Raw genomic sequence first — 20181 nt, 5'->3', positions numbered from 1 at the left:
CGCAATCGAAAGGATGAAATATTATTATGACATCATTAAATTCAGTTACCCGTGAAGGTAAACAAACGAAATCAGCATTAAACCAGTTACGACATGAAGGTAAAATTCCAGCAGTCGTATACGGCTATGGTGCAGAAAATACATCAGTATATGTAGCAGAAAAAGAATTCGGTAAAGTCATTCGTGAAGTCGGCCGTAACGGCGTTATTGAACTTAACGTTGATTCACAACCCGTTAAAGTAATGGTTTCTGATTATCAAGTCAATCCACTTAAAAATCAAATCACTCACATTGACTTCCTGGCTATCAACATGAAAGCTGAATTGACAGTTGATGTTACAGTGACATTGATCGGTGAAGCGGCAGGCGCTGCAGAAGGCGGCGTAGTACAGCAGCCATTATTTACAGTATCAGTGACGGCTACACCTGATGACATTCCTGAAACAATCGAAGTAGATGTCACTTCATTAAATATCGGTGATGTCGTTACTGTCGGCGACCTTCGTACAGGACGTAATTTCACAATCAACAATGAAGATGACGAAACTGTTGTATCTGTCGTACCTCCAACTGTTGAAGAACCAGCTGAAGATGCTGAAGAAGGCACTGAGGAAGCGGCAGAAGACCAAGCTGAAGGTAATGAAGAGCAGACAGAAGAAAAAGCTGAATAACAGCTGATTAACGAATGATAAGTATGCCTTGGACGCATAGTCGAGGCACTGCAGAACATGTAGTGTTTCGAGTGCCGCCAAGGCATTTTTATTTTGATCATAACAGTGTGCCGCTAGTCTTCTGTGCTTATGTTAGACGGTGAAAAGTGGTAAACTCTTTATAATAGAATGAATATGTGGAGGCTATGATGAAGTGTATAGTAGGGCTCGGCAATATCGGGCGTAAATTTGAAGAGACAAGACATAATATCGGCTTTATGGTGGTGGATGAGCTCGCGAAAAAACATCACTTTGATCTTGATAAACAGAAGTTCAACGGGCTGCATACAGTAGCGACGATTAACGGCGAGAAAGTGCTGTTGATTGAACCGATGACATATATGAATTTGTCAGGTGAGGCTGTCAGACCGCTGCTGGATTATTACAAAGTCGATATACAGGATATGATCGTGCTGTATGATGATCTCGATATGCCGCCTGGCAGATTACGGTTAAGACAGAAAGGCTCTGCCGGTGGCCATAACGGCATCAGGTCATTGATTCAGCATTTAGGGACTGATGAGTTCAAGCGGATACGGATCGGCATCGGCCGCCCGTCAGGCCGTATGAGTGTACCTGACTTCGTGCTGCAGCGTTTCAGTGCTGATGAGATGATTACGATGGCACGGGTCATTGACCGGACAGTCGAAGCATGTGAAGCGTTTCTCACGCCTGAGCGTTTTGAAAATATAATGAATCAATATAATGGTGATGTCAATTGAAGGATATAATAACTAGAATTTTACGACAGGACGAACGATTCAATGAACTGAGTAGTATATTCGGCCGTAAGAACTTACTGATTACCGGCTTGAATCCTTCTGCCAAGGCGGTCATGATGGCTGAGCAGTATTTAGCTGAAGACCGGCAGATGATGGTTGTGACCAGTAATTTGTATCAGGCAGAAAAACTGGAAGCAGACCTTTCCCGGCTGGTTCCGGAAGATGAACTGTTTAAGTATCCCGTCCAGGACATTATGATAGAGGAATACTCTACAAAGAGTCCTGAGTTGATGAGTGAACGAATAAGAACGTTATCCCACCTCGCAACCGGGCGACCTGGGCTTTTTATCGTACCGGTCAGCGGACTGAAGAAATTGATCACACCGAAAGCATTGTTCGGCTCCCATATCGTGTCATTAACGCTAGGACACGATATTGAGCTTGATGTACTGCAGCAGCAGCTTGTTGACATGGGTTATGTCAGACGTAACCGCGTTACGACAGTCGGTGAGTTTTCTGTGCGTGGGGGACTGGTCGATATTTTTCCCATGATCGGTAAACCTGTCCGTATGGAACTGTTTGATACGGAAATTGATGCGCTGCGCTACTTTGATGCGGACAGTCAGCGTTCTGAAGAGAACATAGAGCAGGTAGAGATTACGGCTGCCAGTGAATTCATCTTTAATGCCGCACAAATTGCCAGCATACAGGAAGGACTGGGCAGAGCGCTCGCTGCCACAGAGAAAAAACTCTCAAAGGAAGCGGCAGAAACACTGCATGAAACGTATGACTCGCTCATGATGCATACGACAGAGCTCTTAGATCATAATATTCTGCGCCGTGCCATTAAGTTCGCTTATCCGGAAGAGACAGCGATTGTCGATTATTTAGCAGACGACGCCATTGTTGTTGTCGATGAATATAACCGGGTGAAAGAGACAGAGCTTTCGGTCGCACGAGAAATCGAAGAATTCCAGACATCGCTCATTGAATCCGGCCGCGGATTTATCGGTCAGCGCTTTATGAAGGAAGAGGCGTTCAATCAACTGCTGAACCGTTATAAGACGTCATTTTTCACGCTGTTTACGGCGACAATGCCGGTTGCTATCGAAGAGCTGGTAAAATTCTCATGCAAACCGGTGCAGCAGTTCTACGGTCAGTATGACTTGATGTTCTCTGAATTTGACCGGTTCCGTAAGCAGGGCTATACAATGGTCGTCCTGGCATCAAATCCGACCCGGAAGAAGAAAATTCAGGACATGCTTGTTGACATGCAGCTGCCTGTCGCAGTCGACCGAATCGTCAATGAACCGGGTATCGCTTTAATTACAGAAGGCGACTTATCTGAAGGTTTTGAACTGCCTTATATGAAACTCGCGGTCATAACAGAGCGGGAACTGTTTAAACTGCGTAAAGAGAAACCGAGACGGACGCAGAAAAAAATGTCCAACGCCGAGAAAATCAAGTCTTATCAGGAGCTGAACATCGGCGATTATATCGTCCATGTGCATCACGGGGTCGGGCGTTATCTCGGCGTGGAGACATTACTCGTCAACAATATTCATAAGGATTACATCAAGATTCAGTATAAAGGGACCGATCAGCTGTTTGTTCCAGTGGACCAGATGTCCTACGTCCAGAAGTTCGTCGGTTCTGAGGAGAAGGAGCCGAAGCTGAACAAGCTCGGCGGCACAGAATGGAAGAAGACAAAAGCGCGGGTGCAGCAGAGCGTCAATGATATTGCAGATGAACTGCTGAAATTATATCAAGAGCGTGAACGTGTTCAAGGTTACCAGTTTGGACCGGACACAGAAGAGCAGGACAGCTTTGAAATGGACTTTCCGTATGAGCCGACAGAAGACCAGAAGCGTTCGCTTGAAGAGATTAAAGAGGATATGGAAAAACCAAAACCGATGGACCGGCTGTTATGCGGGGATGTCGGTTACGGTAAGACAGAAGTAGCCGTCCGTGCTGCATTCAAGGCCGTCATGGATGGCAAGCAGGTCGCCTTTCTTGTGCCGACGACGATTCTTGCGCAGCAGCATTACGAGACATTCATTGAACGAATTCAGGATTTTCCGGTTGAAGTGCAGATGATGAGCCGCTTCAAAACAGCGAAAGAAATCAAGCAGACAAAAGAAGGACTGAAATCCGGCTTTGTTGATATTGTTATCGGTACGCACAAACTGCTCAGTAAAGATGTTGTCTATAAAGACTTAGGATTATTAATCGTCGATGAAGAACAGCGTTTCGGCGTTACCCATAAAGAGAAAATCAAAGCGCTCAAGACAAATGTCGATGTATTGACGTTGACGGCAACACCTATCCCGCGGACGCTGCATATGAGTCTGCTTGGTGTGCGTGACTTGTCAGTCATCGAAACGCCGCCGGAAAACCGTTTCCCGGTGCAGACGTATGTGCTTGAGTATCAGCAGAACTTCATCAAGGAAGCGATGGACCGTGAACTTGCACGTAACGGTCAAGTGTTCTATTTGTACAACCGTGTGCAGACGATCTATCAGAAAGCGGAGCAGCTGGAAATGATGATGCCATCTGCCCGTATTGCTGTCGCTCACGGCCAGATGGCAGAGCGGGAACTTGAAGAGACGATGCTCGGCTTTATTAACGGAGAATACGATGTACTGGTGACGACGACGATTATTGAGACTGGAGTTGATGTGCCGAACGCTAATACACTGATCATAGAAGATGCGGACCGCTTCGGACTCAGTCAGCTGTATCAGCTGCGCGGACGCGTCGGCCGAAGCAATAGAATCAGCTATGCTTATTTTCTCCATGCACCGAACAAAGTGCTGACAGAAGTTGCTGAACAGCGGCTGCAGGCCATTAAAGAATTCACGGAGCTCGGCTCCGGCTTCAAGATTGCGATGCGCGACTTGAATATCCGTGGTGCCGGTAATTTGCTCGGCCGGCAGCAGCACGGCTTCATCGATGCAGTCGGCTATGACTTATATACAGAAATGCTGCAGCAGGCAGTCAACGAAAAACGCGGCATCGAAACGAAGGAAGAAGCACCGGACATTGAAATCGATGTGCAGGTGGACGCCTATATTCCTGCTGAATATGTCCGGGAGGAACAGGCGAAGATTGAGTTCTACAAGAAACTCCGTCTCGTTCAGTCTGAACAGGAGCTGCTGGACGTTCAGGATGAACTGACAGATCGTTACGGCGATTATCCGGTTGAAGTAGAACGTCTGCTTAATATTGTGAAGATTAAAGTCAATGCGCTCGCTTTTGGAATAGTCAACATTAAGGAGACCGCAAAAGACATCGAAATATTCGTATCAGAAGCATCGACTGCGAAAGTCGACGGGGTACAGCTCTTCAAAGATACAGAGACATTCGGCCGTGACTTGAAAGTCAGCGTCGCCGGCAACCGTATGAAGCTCGCGCTGAAAAAACGAGGCAGCTGGCTGCAGTCACTCGTGCAGCTGACAAATATTATGCAAGGAAGTTTAAAGCTTGATGAAGAACAATGAACGCGTCTTTAATACAGTCATCGTACTGACTATTACGATGCTGCTGGTCAAAACTTTAAGTGCGATTTACCGCGTTCCTTATCAAAATGTGCTCGGTGACGCAGGACTTTATGCCTATCAGCAAGTTTATCCAGTAGTCGCTATTGTCTCAGTGCTCAGCTTAAATGCTGTACCAAGTGTTATCAGTCAGCAGCAGGATAAGTATTTTCCCGGCAAATTACTGCGGCTGCTGCGGGTCATCAGTATCGTTGTCTTCGTCATACTGTTCACTTGCAGTGATGTAATCACATCATTAATGGGAGACAAGCAGTTGAGCGGCATGTTCAGAACATCATTACTCGTGCTGCTGCCATTCAGCTTTATAGCAGTTGTACGTGGGAGACTGCAGGCCGAAAATGATATGCGGACGATTGCGATGTCGCAGGTGATTGATCAAGTACTGCGGGTCAGTACAATTTTAGTGGCTGTTCTGCTGTTCACAAAAGGATTTTCTATCTATGACAGCGGCATGCTCAGCATATGCGGGTCATTTCTTGGTCTGTCAGGTGCTTGGCTTTACTTGAAGTTCGGCAGGAAACTATCTGTCACAGGCAGCGGTCGGCTGACAAACGAGGAATTCAGACGTTTCTTCATACTGACCTTGTTCTATTCGCTGAGTTACTTGATTATGATTTTGTGGCAGCTCGTGGATAGTTTCACCGTGTTGAACGGGTTGAAACAGTCCGGTATAGCATTGGATGATGCCCGTGCACTGAAAGGCATTTATGACCGCGGGGCCTCGCTGATTCAGCTCGGCCTGATTGTGACGACATCGTTCTCGCTTGTCCTGATACCTCTGCTTGCGGCCAGCCGTAACAACAAAGCATACGACGCGATGAATGATTATGCGCGTTCTGCGTTGAAGATCACCATTATTTTCAGCAGTGCAGCAGCCATCGGTTTGATGAACTTGATCAGACCGTTTAATTTGCTGCTGTTTGAGGATACGAGAGAAACGGGAACGCTCAGTGTTTATATGCTCGCCATTATTTTTGTGTCGCTCATCATTATGTATACGGCGATGCTGCAAGTAACGGAAGACTACAAAGTGCAGGGTATCGGTGTGCTGGCAGGACTGCTTGTTAAAGTGGGACTGAACGTCATCCTTATCGCCCGTTTCGGCGTGTTCGGCGCTGCAGTGGCAACAGTTGCAGGTCTGACGGTCTATGCCTTAATACTGCACAGCTGCATTAGACAGCGCTACCAGCTTGGGATGCAGTCATTTATGGTGAAATGGTGCATCGTTCTTGCCGCCATGAGTATCATGTTACAGCTGGTCTGTCTCATTCCATCTGGGACACGGCTCAGCGCATTAGTTGTTTCCTTGATAGGTGTGGCGTTAGGGGTTATGATAGTAGCAATAGCGCTGATAAGATGGAGACTGCTGACGAAGCAGGAATGGTCTTATTTGCCGCTTGGTGATAAGATGATGGATTTGATGAAAGAATGAAGGGATATACTATGAATGAAATAACGGTCATCGGCCTTGGTAACTACGGACTTGATGAACTGCCATACGGCATTTATCAGCTCCTGAATAATACAGCAGAAGTTTATGTCAGAACGCTGAAACACCCGGTCATCGATGAGCTGCCTGATGTTAACTGGCAGAGTTTTGATGCAGTATATGAACGGCACGATCAGTTTGCAGCGGTCTATGATGAGATCGTTGAACTGCTTGCTGCTAAAAGCAAGCAGGGGCCGGTCGTCTATGCTGTGCCGGGTCATCCAATGGTAGCTGAAACAACGACGCAGCTGCTGCTCAACCGCGACGACGTCAAAGTGACGATTAAAGGCGGCAAAAGCTTTATCGATGATTTATTTACAGCGGCAGGATATGATCCAAATGATGGTTTCCAGCTGCTTGACGCTACTCAGTTTGAGACGAACCACGTCAATATTAGAAATGCGCTTGTTGTGACGCAGGTCTATAACCAGATTGTTGCAAGCGACTTGAAGATCGCCCTGATGACTAAGTATCCGGATGACCATCCTGTCATGATAGTCACCGGGGCACGGGGCGCGTCAGCTTCGCTTTGTCACGTCCCTTTATATGAACTGGACCACGACTTCACAGAGTCAAATTTGACGAGTCTGTTCATACCGCCTGTAACAGATGAAGGACTGAACGGTGAATTCAGCACATTGATTGGTGTGATGGAGCGGCTTGTCAGTCCGGACGGCTGTCCGTGGGATCAGCAGCAGACCCATCAGACGCTGAAACGTTATTTAGTCGAGGAAAGCTATGAGCTGATGGCAGCTATTGATGCGGATGATATCGATAATATCATCGAAGAACTCGGCGATATACTGCTGCAGGTCTTCTTCCATACCGCACTCGGCGAGAAAGAAGCGCTGTTCGATATTAAAGATGTAGTAACATCGATTACAGAGAAAATGATCCGCCGCCATCCGCACGTGTTCGGCACCGAGACGGTTACTACCGTAGACGAGCTGCATCGCGTATGGGAAGACGAGAAACGCAAAGAAGGTAAAGAGCAGCGTGACTTTAAAGCAGAAAAAGCTTTTGCTGATGTTGTGATGGCATTATATGAACGGATGCAGCAAGGTGAAACGATAGAGAATGCCATTAAGGAGGTAGCAGATGAGACTCGATAAATATTTGAAAGTATCACGACTGATTAAACGCCGCACACTGGCGAAAGAAGTCAGTGACCAGGGACGTATTACGATTAACGGCAATGTTGCTAAAGCATCGTCCACAGTCAGTGTCGGTGATGAGCTGGTCGTTAAACTCGGTCAGCGGATTATGACGGTAGAAGTGACGGCGTTGTCTGAGCATGCGACTAAAGATAATGCGAAGCAGATGTTCGAAGTGAAAAAAGAAGAAAAAGTGATATCAACGCCGGAATAGGAGGAGACCAGGATGGCACGTAAAGTTAAAAGGATGAATAATGACTATACTAAGCAGAACCGGATAAAAGTGAAGTCAAGTCGAGTCGTCAGAAAAAGACTGACTGTATTTGGAGGTGCGCTGCTTGCCATCTTGCTTTTCCTGACTGTCCTGCTGGTCACGCAGATGAAGCAGAACAGCGAACTGAAAGCAGCACATGACGCGAAGACCGCTGAACTTGCCCAGCTGCAGGACCGAGAGATTGCGCTGAAGGAAAAACTAAAGCAGCTGAACAACAAAGAGTACATCACTAAAATTGCCCGCAGTGAATATTTCCTGAGCAATGACGGTGAAATCATATTTAAAATACCTGATGACCAAGCTAAGAAGAAAGCCGATAGGAACTAGATTAAAGATTCAGAAAACGAGTTAAGTGAGTTGTCATTTATAGGAATCAGGCATATAATATAAAGAGGAAAAAAATCTGGGAGGATTCGTTAAGCATATGGCAATTGAAGTTGGAAGTAAGTTAAAAGGTAAAGTCACAGGCATTAAAAATTTCGGTGCTTTTGTGGAGTTGCCTGAAGGGAAAAGCGGCCTTGTTCACATCAGTGAAGTTGCAGACAGCTATGTTGAAAATGTTGCTGATCATCTTGAACTCGGACAAGAAGTAGAAGTTAAAGTACTGACTGTAGGAACTGACGGCAAAATCAGCCTTTCTATAAAAAAAGCAAAAGAAAGACCGAGACCTCAGCGCGCACCACAGCAGGAGAAAAAACCTGAAGATTTCGAGAAGAAGCTGTCAAACTTTCTGAAAGATAGTGAGGACCGACTAACTTCAATTAAACGTCAGACAGAATCACGCCGTGGCGGTAAAGGTTCTAAACGTTAATAGATTGGCATAAAGATTGTCTGCGGACAATCTTTTTGTTGTTTCGAAGGAGGACTGACAATGAACTGGTGCTGGACTGCCGGACAGCGTGCAGCAGTAGCTGTATCAGGCGGAGTTGATTCGATGGTGCTGCTCGATAAGGTGAGAGAATCTGGTCGCTGTAGTGCGCTTGTGATTCTGCATGTGAATCATGGCCTGCGACCAGAATCAAAGGATGAGCAGCAGCTGATTGAAGAATATGCGCACCAATACGGCATTCCGTGTTTTACGGCAACTATACCGGCTGGTTACTTCAAGGAAGGGCAGAGCATTCAGCGGGCGGCACGGGATTATCGCTACCGATTTTTTGATCAAGTGATGAAACAGCAGCAGCTGGACGTATTATTGACTGCGCATCATCAGGATGATCAGCTTGAGACCATTATGTTCCGGCTGCTGACGAGACGGTTTTATACACAGCGTTTGTCAATCGCTGATACTGAAAGAGAAAGCTATGTCATCTGCCGGCCGTTGATTGATGTGAAGAAGCATGAACTCATTGACTACGCTGTGACGCATCGTGTCCCGTATATGGAAGACGCCTCGAACAACAGTACGAAGTATGCCCGCAACGCAATCCGCCATCAGCTGCTGCCGGTGATTGATTCCATCAGTCAATTGTCATCAGAATCATTGCTTGATCTTGCTGTCTGGCAGGAGGAAGTGCTTGAACTAGTGACAGCCGGCGTGAATGAATTTAAAGGCCGCGTTGACCAGACACCTTCAGGTTACCGCTGGGACAGGGCGCTGTTCAACATGGAGAATAAACTGGTACGCCGCGCCCTCTTAATTCAGCTGCTGGAAGAAGCAACAGGTGACCACGTGGCGCTCGCACATAGTTATTTGGATGAAATCGTCCGGGTCAGCGCCTCGGACACGGCTCAGGCAAGTTATCAAGTTACTTCAAAATGGCATATCGAAATCGCATATGATAAATTGATGTTACAGTGCAAACAGCCGGTGGATGACTATATGGAGATTCAATCACCTGGAAAATATCAGTTCAATGGCTTTGAAATTGAACTGACCGCCCCGGTCGATAAAATAATTATTGTCCGTCTGCCGCGTCCGCGTGATAAAATAAAGATAGGTAAGCACCATCAGAAGATTAACCGCATCATGATTAATAATAAAGTACCGGCTGCTGTTAGGAACCGGCTGCCGATTGTAGAGATAGATGGAACGATAGTCGCAGTCGGGGCGTTCAAACGTGCCAGCCATCCGATCAATGATATATTAACCATAAAAGGAGAAGAACAACATGCATAATGATATTGGAAGTATTGTATTAACAGAAGAACAGATTGAAGCAGCCTGCGTCCGCCTTGGTCAGCAGCTGACTGCTGACTACAAAGATAGCCTGCCGCTCTGCGTCGGTATTTTGAAAGGCTCCGTCTTATTCATGACAGATTTAATCAAACATATTGATACCCATGTTGAAATTGACTTTATGGACGTTTCAAGCTATCACGGCGGCACGGAAAGTACCGGCGAAGTAAAGATTCTGAAAGACTTAAGCACTTCTGTTGAAGACCGTGATGTCATTATCATCGAAGATATTCTGGAAACAGGTACGACGCTTAACTCTATCGTTGATTTACTGAAATACCGCAAAGCAAAATCTATTGAAATTGTGACGCTGCTTGATAAACCGTCACGTCGTAAAGTAGATATTGAAGCAAAATATGTCGGTGAGAAAATTCCTGATGACTTCGTAGTAGGATATGGGCTTGATTATCAGGAACGATACAGAAACTTGCCGTACATCGGTCTGTTAAAAGAAGAAGTATACGCTAAATAATCCAATTTTTACGGGGTTTGACTATTTTTGATATTTGAAGTTCAATTAGTAGCTTGATAACGATTAAGTATGATAAAATTTTTTTTAGCTTTACATATGAATTAGGAGGATAACGTGAATGCAAAAGGCCTTTCGTAACATCCTGATGGTCGCATTATTCGGCATCGTCATTTTTGGCGTATTTTCGTGGATCAACGGTAACGGCGCACTGCCTAAACCGATCACTTATACAAAATTAATGACTGAGCTGGAAAAAGGTAACGTAGAAGAATTGACGTTACAGCCCGCACAGGAAGTTTATTTAGTTAATGGTAAACTCAAAGGTGCAGACAAGAATGAAACATTTACTTCTGTCGTACTTTACAATAACGAAAAAGATTTACAGCGTATTACAGATATAGCAGAAGCAAACAAAGGGAAAATGGACTTTACGATTAAGCCTGCAGAGAAACAGAATGTCTTTTTAGGCATGCTGTCAACATTAATTCCACTACTGCTGCTTGCCTTCTTCTTTATCTTCTTCCTGTCACAGTCACAAGGCGGCGGCGGTGGCGGTCGTGTCATGAACTTCGGTAAATCAAAAGCGAAGCTCTATGATGACAAGAAGAAAAAAGTAAGATTTACAGATGTTGCCGGTGCTGATGAAGAGAAACAGGAACTTGTAGAAATTGTTGATTTCCTAAAAGACAATCGTAAGTTCAAAAAAATGGGTGCCCGCATTCCTAAAGGGGTGCTGCTTGTAGGACCTCCAGGGACAGGTAAAACATTGCTTGCCCGTGCAGTTGCCGGTGAAGCAGGCGTACCGTTCTTCTCGATCAGTGGTTCTGACTTCGTTGAGATGTTCGTCGGTGTCGGTGCAAGCCGTGTCCGTGACTTATTCGAGAACGCGAAGAAAAATGCACCTTGTATTATCTTCATCGATGAGATTGATGCAGTCGGTCGTCAGCGTGGTGCTGGTGTCGGCGGTGGTCACGATGAACGTGAGCAAACATTGAACCAGCTGCTTGTAGAGATGGATGGTTTCGGTGAGAATGAAGGCATCATCATGATTGCAGCGACCAACAGACCGGACATTCTAGACCCTGCATTACTGCGTCCAGGTCGTTTTGACAGACAGATTCAAGTCGGTCGCCCGGATGTTAAAGGCCGTGAAGCGGTACTTAAAGTCCATGCCCGCAACAAGCCGCTTGACGAAACTGTCGATATTAAAGCACTGAGTCAGCGGACACCAGGTTTCTCAGGTGCAGACCTTGAGAACTTGTTAAACGAAGCGGCACTTGTTGCTGCCCGTCAAGGTAAGACGAAAATTGATATGCGCGATATTGATGAAGCGACAGACCGTGTCATTGCAGGTCCAGCGAAAAAATCACGCGTAATCTCAGAGAAAGAACGCAATATCGTTGCATGGCATGAAGCAGGTCATACAGTGATCGGAAAAGTGCTTGATGAAGCAGAGATGGTTCATAAAGTAACAATCGTACCGCGCGGTCAGGCCGGTGGTTATGCAATGATGTTACCGAAGCAGGACCGTTACTTCATGACGAAACCTGAGCTGCTCGACAAAATTGTCGGTCTGCTTGGTGGTCGTGTAGCAGAAGAAATTACATTCGGTGAAGTATCAACAGGAGCGCACAATGACTTCCAGCGTGCGACAGGGATTGCCCGCCAGATGGTTACTGAATATGGTATGAGTGATAAACTTGGACCGCTTCAGTTCGGCAATACACAAGGCGGCGAAGTATTCCTCGGCCGCGATATGCATTCAGAGCCGAATTACTCTGATCAGATCGCTTATGAGATTGACCTGGAAATCCAGCGTATTATTAAAGAAGCTTACGAGCGCTGCCGTCAGATTTTGACAGAGCACCGCGAACAGCTTGATTTAATCGCAAGAACACTGCTTGTAGAAGAAACACTGGTTGCCAACCAGATCGAAAGCTTGTTCCGTCACGGCACACTGCCTGAAGTTAATTATGATGATTCACACTTGTACCATCCGACTGTTAAGTCTGATGACCGGGTGACTGTCGTTAATAATGACGAGCGTGTCACCGTTAAAGAAGCGGATGAAGACGATAAAATCGGCTCATCTTATGAAGATGTAAAAAGAGAATTGCAGGACGGCGAGGATGTTCAAGATCAGAGCATTAATGAACCTGAACCGAAAGTCGATCGTCTGGACAAAGATAATTTCTAAATTTCAATCCCTTTCTCGCTGTCTGACAGAAGAAAGGGATTTTTTAAAGGAGAATAATGATGGAAGATTATTTAGTAAGAGCACTCGCGTTCAATGATGAAGTACGTGCATTCAGCGTCCGGTCTACGAATGCCGTGCAGGAAGCACAGACAAGACACTACACATGGCCGACAGCATCAGCTGCACTCGGACGGTCGATGACTGCTGGTGTAATGATGGGTTCTATGTTGAAGAACGACGAGAAACTGACGGTCACAATCAACGGCGGCGGACCGATCGGTCAGATTATCGTTGATGCGAACGGCAAAGGTGAAGTGCGCGGTTATGTCACTAATCCGCAGACACACTTCGACTTGAATGAGCACGGCAAACTGGATGTCCGTCGTGCTGTCGGGACAAACGGTGCACTCAATGTCGTCAAAGATATCGGGATGAGAGATTTCTTCACAGGATCTACACCGATTGTCTCAGGTGAGCTGGGCGAGGATTTCACTTATTATTTTGTGACAAGTGAGCAGGTGCCGTCTGCGGTCGGTCTCGGCGTTCTTGTGAATCCGGACAATACGATTAAAGCGGCCGGCGGATTCATTATCCAGCTGATGCCGGGTGCGTCAGAAGAAACCATCAGTGCGATTGAGCAGCATTTAGGAGCGATGCAGCCGGTATCGACCTTAATTGATAAAGGCCTGTCGCCTGAACAGCTGCTTGAAGAAGTGCTCGGAGAAGATAATATCCGCGTCATCGACCGGATGCCGGTTGAATTTAAATGCCACTGCGGCAAGGAAAAATTCAGCACAGCGATTAAAGGCCTTGGCAATGCAGAAATTGACAGCATGATTAAAGAAGACAATGGTGCTGAAGTGGAATGTCATTTCTGCCGTGAGAAATATCATTTCTCTGCAGAAGAACTAGCAGCGCTAAAGCAATAATTTTGAAGTCGCGGAAAACTGTTGATATACTTAATCCGATAACAATACTAGGTTTTGGAGGAGATTAAATCATGGCTAAACGAGTCGATAATATCACTGAAGTAATTGGTAATACACCGCTTGTCAAATTAAACCGTGTTGTTCCTGAAGGCGCAGCAGATGTTTATGTGAAACTTGAGTACCAGAACCCGGGTTCTTCTGTTAAGGACCGTATTGCAGTTGCGATGATTGATGCAGCAGAGCAGGACGGCCGTCTGCAGCCGGGCGATACGATTATCGAACCTACATCAGGCAACACTGGAATTGGTCTGGCGATGGTCGCAGCAGCAAAAGGCTATAGAGCTGTACTTGTCATGCCTGATACAATGAGCCAGGAGCGCCGCACATTACTGCGTGCTTATGGCGCCGAATTAGTATTGACACCGGGTGCTGAAGGTATGAAAGGTGCCATTGCGAAGGCCAACGAACTAAAAGACGAAAAAGGTTACTTCATGCCGCAGCAGTTTGAAAACATGGCAAACCCTGAAGTTCACCGAAAAACAACAGGACCTGAAATTGTCGCAGCGATGGAAGGTCTGTCGATCGATGCGTTTATCGCAGGAATCGGAACAGGGGGTACTATTACGGGTGCCGGCGAAGTCATTAAAGAAAGCCATCCAGAAGTGCATATTGTCGCAGTTGAGCCGACAGATTCTCCAGTATTAAGCGGCGGCAGACCAGGGCCGCATAAAATTCAAGGGATCGGTGCAGGATTTGTGCCTGATACATTGAATATTGGCATTTACGAATCAATTACGCAGGTCACTAACGACGAAGCGATGGAAATGAGCCGTAAAGTCGCACGTGAAGAAGGCATTCTCGGCGGTATCTCTTCAGGTGCAGCCGTTCACGCAGCCATCAAAAAAGCTGTGGAACTTGGCGCCGGCAAAAATGTCGTAGCGATATTACCAAGTAACGGTGAGCGTTACTTATCAACACCGTTATACGCAGACCTCAGCAAATAATATTTCAAAGCTATCTTGTCATAAGATAGCTTTTTTGTTTGCTATAATAGAGAGAAGTGAGTGCTGATCATCAGCACAAGATCACTTTTCAGCCAGGAGGTAGAGATGAGAACATTAGTGATGGGCATTCTTAATGTGACGCCGGACTCTTTTTCGGACGGCGGCCGGTATAATTCTGTCGCGCAGGCCGTGCAGCGCGTGGAAGAAATGATTGCTGAAGGCGTTGATATCGTGGACGTCGGCGGGTATTCAACGCGTCCCGGCTATCAGGAGGTTTCAGTCGCAGAGGAACTGGCACGGGTCATACCGGTCGTGCAGGCGATTCGTCAGTTTGACGTATTGATCTCAGTTGACACGTTCAGAAGTGAAGTGGCGGCAGCTGCCCTGTCAGCCGGCGCGGATTTCATCAATGACCAGTGGGCCGGGAAATATGACAAGGCGATGTTTGATGCTGCGGCACGACACAATGCGCAGATCATTTTGATGCATAACGCGGAAGAAGAAGTGACCGGGGACGTGATGGCAGCGATGACAGAGGACCTGCTGCGGCAGGCCGAACTTGCAGAGCAGGCTGGCATTCAGCGGGAACATATATGGCTGGATCCGGGCATTGGTTTTGCCAAATCAAGAGAGCAGGAGATCGAAGTGATGAGACGGCTTGATGAACTGTGCGGGCTCGGCTACAAAGTGCTGCTCGCAACAAGCCGTAAACGCATGGTCAAAGAGCTGCTTGATGATGGCCGGCCGGCCGCTGCACGAGACGAAGGCACAGCGGCCACAACGGTATGGGGCATCGCTAAAGGAATCCATGCTGTACGTGTACATAATGTAGCAATGAATAAAAAAGTCGCGCGAGTCGCTGACGGACTGAGAGGGAACAATGGATAAAATATTTTTACAGGGAATGAAATTTTATGCGTACCACGGTGTATTTGAAGAAGAGAATAAGCTCGGTCAAATATTTGTCGTAGATGTTGAACTCTCTATCGATCTGACAGAAGCTTGTGCAACAGATGAGCTTGAGACGACAGTGAATTACGGTGAAGCTTATCAGCTTATCGAAGAAGAGATGAAAGAATCGTCGAAGCTTTTGGAGCATGTTGCGGGCCGTATTGCCAAAACGCTGTTTGCTCACTATAATCGGGTAGTGGCGTTAAGCGTCAGAATTACAAAAGAAAATCCGCCGATCGCCGGTCATTACGACGGCGTAGGGATTGAAATAAACCGGACGAGGTAGTATAATGACTACTATTTACTTGAGTCTTGGCAGCAATATGGGTGACAGAGCACAGCAGCTGGCACGGGCGGTTGAATTACTTGGTCAGACGGCAGGCATCCGCGTCATGCGCGTTTCTTCTATTTACGAGACTGCGCCGGTCGGTAGTGTCGCACAGGATGATTTCTATAATATATGTGTAGTCGCGGACACAACACTTACGCCGCAGGAAGTACTGGCAGTATGTCAGTCGATTGAACAAGAGCTTGCACGCGTGCGCCGTATTCACTGGGGACCACGGACCATTGACCTCGACATCTTAATGGTGGATGACTATGTGATAGATGAACCGAATCTGCAAGTACCGCATCCTTTCATGCTTGAACGAAGCTTTGTCTTGATCCCTTTGAACGAAATTGCAGCTGACGCAGTACACCCTGTAGCAAAGAAGAGAATTGATGAACTAGTATATGACGACCCGGAAGTTAGGAAACTATAAGTGAGGCTATAATTATGTGGAAAATAGGCGATATTGAGATTAACAACAAAGTGGTACTGGCACCGATGGCTGGTGTTTGTAACGCTGCGTTCAGACTGACTGTCAAAGAATTTGGCGCTGGTCTTGTCTGTGCGGAGATGGTAAGTGACAAAGCAATTCTTTTCAACAACGAAAAGACGATGAAGATGCTGTACATTGATGAGAACGAACGTCCGCTGTCACTGCAGATTTTTGGCGGCGAAAAAGAGACGCTGGTCGAAGCGGCAAAATATGTGGATCAGAACACAACAGCGGATATCATCGATATTAATATGGGCTGCCCTGTTTCTAAGATTATTAAATGTGAAGCTGGAGCGCGCTGGCTGCTTGATCCGCCGAAAATTTATGAGATGGTGTCGGCTGTTGTTGCAGCGGTATCAAAGCCTGTCACAGTAAAGATGCGTATTGGCTGGGATGACGACCATATTTATGCAGTAGAGAATGCGAAGATGATTGAGAAAGCAGGCGCTGCCGCAATTGCAGTGCACGGACGGACACGCGTTCAGATGTATGAAGGACATGCAGACTGGAACATCATCAAACAGGTGAAAGAAGCGGTCTCTATTCCTGTTGTCGGTAATGGCGACGTTACAACGCCGGAACTTGCGAAGAAAATGCTCGATGAAACAGGAGTAGACGCGGTCATGATCGGCCGTGAAGCACTGGGTAACCCGTGGATGATCTACCGCACGGTGCACTATCTTGAAACAGGTGAACTGCAGCCGGAGCCGTCTATCTCTGAGAAGATGACTGTGGCGATACTGCACTTAGACCGTCTGATTCAGCTGAAAGGCGAGAAAATCGCCGTGATGGAAATGCGCAAGCATGCTTCATGGTATTTAAAAGGCGTTAAAGGAAACGGTAAGGCACGTAAGCTGATTAATGCAGCCGAGACACGCGACGAATTAGTTGATATACTAAGAACGTTCGAACAGCATGTGCTGGAAGAAGAAAAAGTAGCTGAAGGAGTGTAACCATGACAGAAGAATTAAACGATCAGATGCTGGTCCGCCGTCAGAAAATGCAGGACTTGCTTGACCTTGGTATTGATCCGTTCGGTCAGAAATTTGAACGTACAGGAACGGCAGCAAGCCTGGCAGCAGACTGGGACCAGTTTTCTAAAGAAGAATTACATGACAAAGAGTCTGAGTCAGTGACAGCGATCGCCGGCCGTATTATGACAAAACGTGGTAAAGGTAAGGCAGGTTTTGCTCATGTTAAAGACTTGACCGGTCAGCTTCAGATTTATGTCCGTAAAGACGCTGTCGGAGATGACCAGTTCGAGTTGTGGAACAACGCAGATTTAGGAGATATCGTCGGTATTGAAGGTGTGATGTTCAAGACCAATACGGGAGAACTTTCTGTTAAGGCGACGTCATTCAAGATGCTTGCGAAAGCACTGCGTCCATTACCGGATAAGTTCCATGGCCTGCAGGACGTGGAGCAGCGCTATCGCCAGCGTTACCTTGATTTAATCACTAGTGATGAGTCTACACAGACCTTTATTACACGCAGCCGTATTATTCAGGAGATGCGCAGCTTCTTGAACGACAAAGGCTTCCTTGAAGTAGAGACGCCGATGATGCATGCGATTGCCGGCGGGGCAGCAGCAAGACCATTCGTCACGCATCATAACGCACTTGATATGACCTTATATATGCGTATAGCGATTGAACTTCACTTGAAACGTCTCATTGTCGGTGGACTTGAGAAAGTATACGAGATCGGCCGTGTTTTCCGCAACGAAGGAATATCTACGCGACATAACCCTGAGTTTACGATGATTGAGCTGTATGAGGCCTATGCAGACTACAACGATATTATGGACTTAACAGAATCATTGATCGCGCATATCGCTGAACGTGTAACAGGTTCAACGACAGTCACTTACAACGGCGAAGAAATCAATCTGGCTCCTAAATGGCGCAGATGGCATATGGTTGATGCGGTTAAGGAATACACAGGAGTCAACTTCTATGACGTTACATCTGACGAAGAAGCACATCAGCTGGCTAAAGAGCATGGCATCGACGTCAAACCGAATATGAAATACGGGCATATCTTAAATGAATTCTTCGAGCAGAAAGTAGAAGAAGAACTTGTCCAGCCGACATTCATCTATGGTCATCCAGTAGAGATTTCACCACTTGCCAAGCAGAACCCTGAAGATAAACGCTTTACGGACCGTTTTGAACTGTTCATCGTACGTCGTGAACATGCCAATGCATTTACCGAGCTGAACGACCCGATCGATCAGCGTCAGCGTTTTGAAGCACAGATGGTAGAAAAAGCAGAAGGAAATGATGAAGCGCATGAAATGGACGATGACTTCATCGAAGCACTGGAATATGGTATGCCGCCGACAGGTGGACTCGGTATCGGCATTGACCGTTTAGTCATGCTGCTGACGGACGCGCCTTCTATTAGAGACGTACTGTTATTCCCACATATGAGACAGAAATAGACCTGTTATCCCCGGGCTGCAAGCGCCGGGGAATTTTTTAATTATTTTTAGTTAAAAACGTTGACACGAATCGCTGCATCATGTAATATAAAAAAGTCGCTTATGACAGAAGCAATAACACGAATAAACGAACTGTAAAGTTCGTAAAGAGAGTGTAAAATTTACTGTTGCAAAAGCGCTTTGAAGTCTATATACTTAATCAAGTAGTCAATTTTTGTCTGGTGACGATGGCAGAGAGGTCACACCTGTTCCCATACCGAACACAGAAGTTAAGCTCTCTAGCGCCGATGGTAGTTGGACTGACGTCCCGCGAGAGTAGGACGCTGCCGGGCAGAAACATTTGGAGGATTAGCTCAGCTGGGAGAGCATCTGCCTTACAAGCAGAGGGTCGGCGGTTCGATCCCGTCATCCTCCACCATTTATTATTATGCCGGAATAGCTCAACTGGTAGAGCAACTGACTTGTAATCAGTAGGTTGAGGGTTCAAGTCCTTTTTCCGGCACCATGTTAGAGCCATTAGCTCAGCTGGTAGAGCATTTGACTTTTAATCAAAGGGTCAGAGGTTCGAATCCTCTATGGCTCATTATATTTTGCGGGTGTGGCGGAATTGGCAGACGCACTAGAATCAGGATCTAGCGCCTTCACGGGCGTGGGGGTTCGACTCCCTTCATCCGCACCATATTTGCGAAAGTAGTTCAGTGGTAGAATACAACCTTGCCAAGGTTGGGGTCGCGGGTTCGAATCCCGTCTTTCGCTCCATTAATTTTATTATGCTGATTACCAGCCGGGGTGGCGGAACTGGCAGACGCACAGGACTTAAAATCCTGCGGTAAGTGATTACCGTACCGGTTCGATTCCGGTCCTCGGCACCATATAATGCGCCCGTAGCTCAATTGGATAGAGCGTTTGACTACGGATCAAGAGGTTAGGGGTTCGACTCCTCTCGGGCGCGCCATTTTTATTACAAACGGGAAGTAGCTCAGCTTGGTAGAGCACTTGGTTTGGGACCAAGGGGTCGCAGGTTCGAATCCTGTCTTCCCGACTTTAACTTAAAATTATGGGGGCTTAGCTCAGCTGGGAGAGCGCCTGCTTTGCACGCAGGAGGTCAGCGGTTCGATCCCGCTAGTCTCCACCATTATTTAATTAAAATGAACATTGAAAACTGAATGACAATATGTCAACGTTAATTCCAATAATTTGAGTACTTTAGTACTTTCAGAGTGACTGGCTTAAGCAGTCAACGAGCTTTTATCAGACAAACTATTATGGAGAGTTT

At 46.6% G+C, this 20181-nt stretch carries 18 protein-coding genes, 9 tRNA genes and 1 rRNA gene; all 28 read left to right on the top strand.

What is annotated here, in order from left to right; all coding sequences use genetic code 11:
- The first annotated feature begins 26 nt into the window (after nt 1-26).
- The 28 genes from ERX35_RS10820 (at nt 27) to ERX35_RS10685 (ending at nt 20040) form a co-directional block, all read left to right on the top strand.
- Nucleotides 27-671, top strand: a complete 645-nt coding sequence (locus ERX35_RS10820) for a 50S ribosomal protein L25/general stress protein Ctc (protein WP_149459904.1) — start codon at nt 27-29, stop codon at nt 669-671.
- Nucleotides 672-859: 188 nt separating this feature from the next.
- Nucleotides 860-1432 carry an aminoacyl-tRNA hydrolase gene (gene pth / locus ERX35_RS10815; protein ID WP_149459903.1) on the top strand — a complete coding sequence of 191 codons (573 nt, stop codon included), beginning with the start codon at nt 860-862 and terminating at the stop codon, nt 1430-1432.
- Nucleotides 1429-4932 (top strand): transcription-repair coupling factor, encoded by a 3504-nt coding sequence (gene mfd, locus ERX35_RS10810; protein ID WP_149459902.1) that lies wholly within the window; start codon nt 1429-1431, stop codon nt 4930-4932. Before pth ends, mfd begins: the two co-directional genes overlap by 4 nt.
- Nucleotides 4919-6421, top strand: a complete 1503-nt coding sequence (locus ERX35_RS10805) for a polysaccharide biosynthesis protein (protein WP_149459901.1) — start codon at nt 4919-4921, stop codon at nt 6419-6421. The genes mfd and ERX35_RS10805 overlap by 14 nt, the downstream gene beginning before the upstream one ends.
- Nucleotides 6422-6432: 11 nt before the next feature.
- On the top strand, nt 6433-7590 hold the full coding sequence (locus ERX35_RS10800) for a MazG nucleotide pyrophosphohydrolase domain-containing protein (protein ID WP_246143166.1): 1158 nt from the start codon (nt 6433-6435) through the stop codon (nt 7588-7590).
- Nucleotides 7577-7846, top strand: coding sequence for an RNA-binding S4 domain-containing protein (locus ERX35_RS10795; RefSeq protein ID WP_149459899.1), 270 nt, complete (start codon nt 7577-7579; stop codon nt 7844-7846). The genes ERX35_RS10800 and ERX35_RS10795 overlap by 14 nt, the downstream gene beginning before the upstream one ends.
- A 12-nt stretch (nt 7847-7858) precedes the next feature.
- Nucleotides 7859-8233: an FtsB family cell division protein gene (locus ERX35_RS10790; protein ID WP_149459898.1), complete on the top strand. Its 375-nt coding sequence runs from the start codon at nt 7859-7861 to the stop codon at nt 8231-8233.
- Nucleotides 8234-8330: 97 nt separating this feature from the next.
- Entirely contained in the window at nt 8331-8717 is a 387-nt protein-coding gene (locus tag ERX35_RS10785; RefSeq protein ID WP_149459897.1) for a S1 domain-containing RNA-binding protein, read from the top strand.
- 60 nt (nt 8718-8777) lie between these two features.
- Nucleotides 8778-10025, top strand: coding sequence for a tRNA lysidine(34) synthetase TilS (gene tilS, locus ERX35_RS10780; protein WP_149459896.1), 1248 nt, complete (start codon nt 8778-8780; stop codon nt 10023-10025).
- On the top strand, nt 10018-10557 hold the full coding sequence (gene hpt, locus ERX35_RS10775; protein ID WP_149459895.1) for a hypoxanthine phosphoribosyltransferase: 540 nt from the start codon (nt 10018-10020) through the stop codon (nt 10555-10557). The genes tilS and hpt overlap by 8 nt, the downstream gene beginning before the upstream one ends.
- Nucleotides 10558-10675: 118 nt before the next feature.
- Nucleotides 10676-12754 carry an ATP-dependent zinc metalloprotease FtsH gene (gene ftsH / locus ERX35_RS10770; RefSeq protein WP_149459894.1) on the top strand — a complete coding sequence of 693 codons (2079 nt, stop codon included), beginning with the start codon at nt 10676-10678 and terminating at the stop codon, nt 12752-12754.
- A 56-nt stretch (nt 12755-12810) separates the two neighbouring features.
- Nucleotides 12811-13683: an Hsp33 family molecular chaperone HslO gene (gene hslO / locus ERX35_RS10765; RefSeq protein WP_149459893.1), complete on the top strand. Its 873-nt coding sequence runs from the start codon at nt 12811-12813 to the stop codon at nt 13681-13683.
- A gap of 71 nt (nt 13684-13754) precedes the next feature.
- Complete coding sequence (gene cysK, locus ERX35_RS10760; RefSeq protein ID WP_149459892.1) at nt 13755-14687, top strand: cysteine synthase A; 933 nt, start codon at nt 13755-13757, stop codon at nt 14685-14687.
- A 105-nt stretch (nt 14688-14792) separates the two neighbouring features.
- A complete protein-coding gene (gene folP / locus ERX35_RS10755; protein ID WP_149459891.1) occupies nt 14793-15575 on the top strand; it encodes a dihydropteroate synthase in 783 nt (260 codons plus the stop codon).
- Complete coding sequence (gene folB / locus ERX35_RS10750; RefSeq protein WP_149459890.1) at nt 15568-15924, top strand: dihydroneopterin aldolase; 357 nt, start codon at nt 15568-15570, stop codon at nt 15922-15924. The genes folP and folB overlap by 8 nt, the downstream gene beginning before the upstream one ends.
- A gap of 4 nt (nt 15925-15928) precedes the next feature.
- The gene (folK, locus tag ERX35_RS10745; RefSeq protein ID WP_149459889.1) at nt 15929-16402 is read left to right on the top strand and encodes a 2-amino-4-hydroxy-6-hydroxymethyldihydropteridine diphosphokinase; all 474 of its coding nucleotides are present in this window, start codon (nt 15929-15931) and stop codon (nt 16400-16402) included.
- Between the two features lie 14 nt (nt 16403-16416).
- Nucleotides 16417-17415 carry a tRNA dihydrouridine synthase DusB gene (gene dusB, locus ERX35_RS10740; protein ID WP_149459888.1) on the top strand — a complete coding sequence of 333 codons (999 nt, stop codon included), beginning with the start codon at nt 16417-16419 and terminating at the stop codon, nt 17413-17415.
- A 2-nt stretch (nt 17416-17417) separates the two neighbouring features.
- The gene (lysS, locus tag ERX35_RS10735) at nt 17418-18905 is read left to right on the top strand and encodes a lysine--tRNA ligase (protein WP_149459887.1); all 1488 of its coding nucleotides are present in this window, start codon (nt 17418-17420) and stop codon (nt 18903-18905) included.
- A gap of 217 nt (nt 18906-19122) precedes the next feature.
- Nucleotides 19123-19237: ribosomal RNA gene (rrf, locus tag ERX35_RS10730) — 5S ribosomal RNA — on the top strand.
- A 10-nt stretch (nt 19238-19247) separates the two neighbouring features.
- Nucleotides 19248-19323 (top strand) — tRNA-Val (locus ERX35_RS10725).
- 11 nt (nt 19324-19334) lie between these two features.
- A tRNA-Thr gene (locus ERX35_RS10720) sits at nt 19335-19410 on the top strand.
- 5 nt (nt 19411-19415) lie between these two features.
- Nucleotides 19416-19488 (top strand) — tRNA-Lys (locus ERX35_RS10715).
- A 9-nt stretch (nt 19489-19497) separates the two neighbouring features.
- Nucleotides 19498-19584 (top strand) — tRNA-Leu (locus tag ERX35_RS10710).
- Nucleotides 19585-19589: 5 nt separating this feature from the next.
- A tRNA-Gly gene (locus ERX35_RS10705) sits at nt 19590-19664 on the top strand.
- A 24-nt stretch (nt 19665-19688) separates the two neighbouring features.
- Nucleotides 19689-19777: transfer RNA gene (locus tag ERX35_RS10700), tRNA-Leu, on the top strand.
- Between the two features lie 6 nt (nt 19778-19783).
- Nucleotides 19784-19860: transfer RNA gene (locus ERX35_RS10695), tRNA-Arg, on the top strand.
- A 13-nt stretch (nt 19861-19873) separates the two neighbouring features.
- Nucleotides 19874-19947, top strand: a tRNA-Pro gene (locus tag ERX35_RS10690).
- Between the two features lie 17 nt (nt 19948-19964).
- A tRNA-Ala gene (locus ERX35_RS10685) sits at nt 19965-20040 on the top strand.
- Nucleotides 20041-20181: the final 141 nt, after the last annotated feature.

The organism is Macrococcus equipercicus (assembly GCF_004359525.2).
Lineage (GTDB): Bacteria > Bacillota > Bacilli > Staphylococcales > Staphylococcaceae > Macrococcus > Macrococcus equipercicus.
This window is presented reverse-complemented; position numbering and strand designations above follow the sequence as displayed.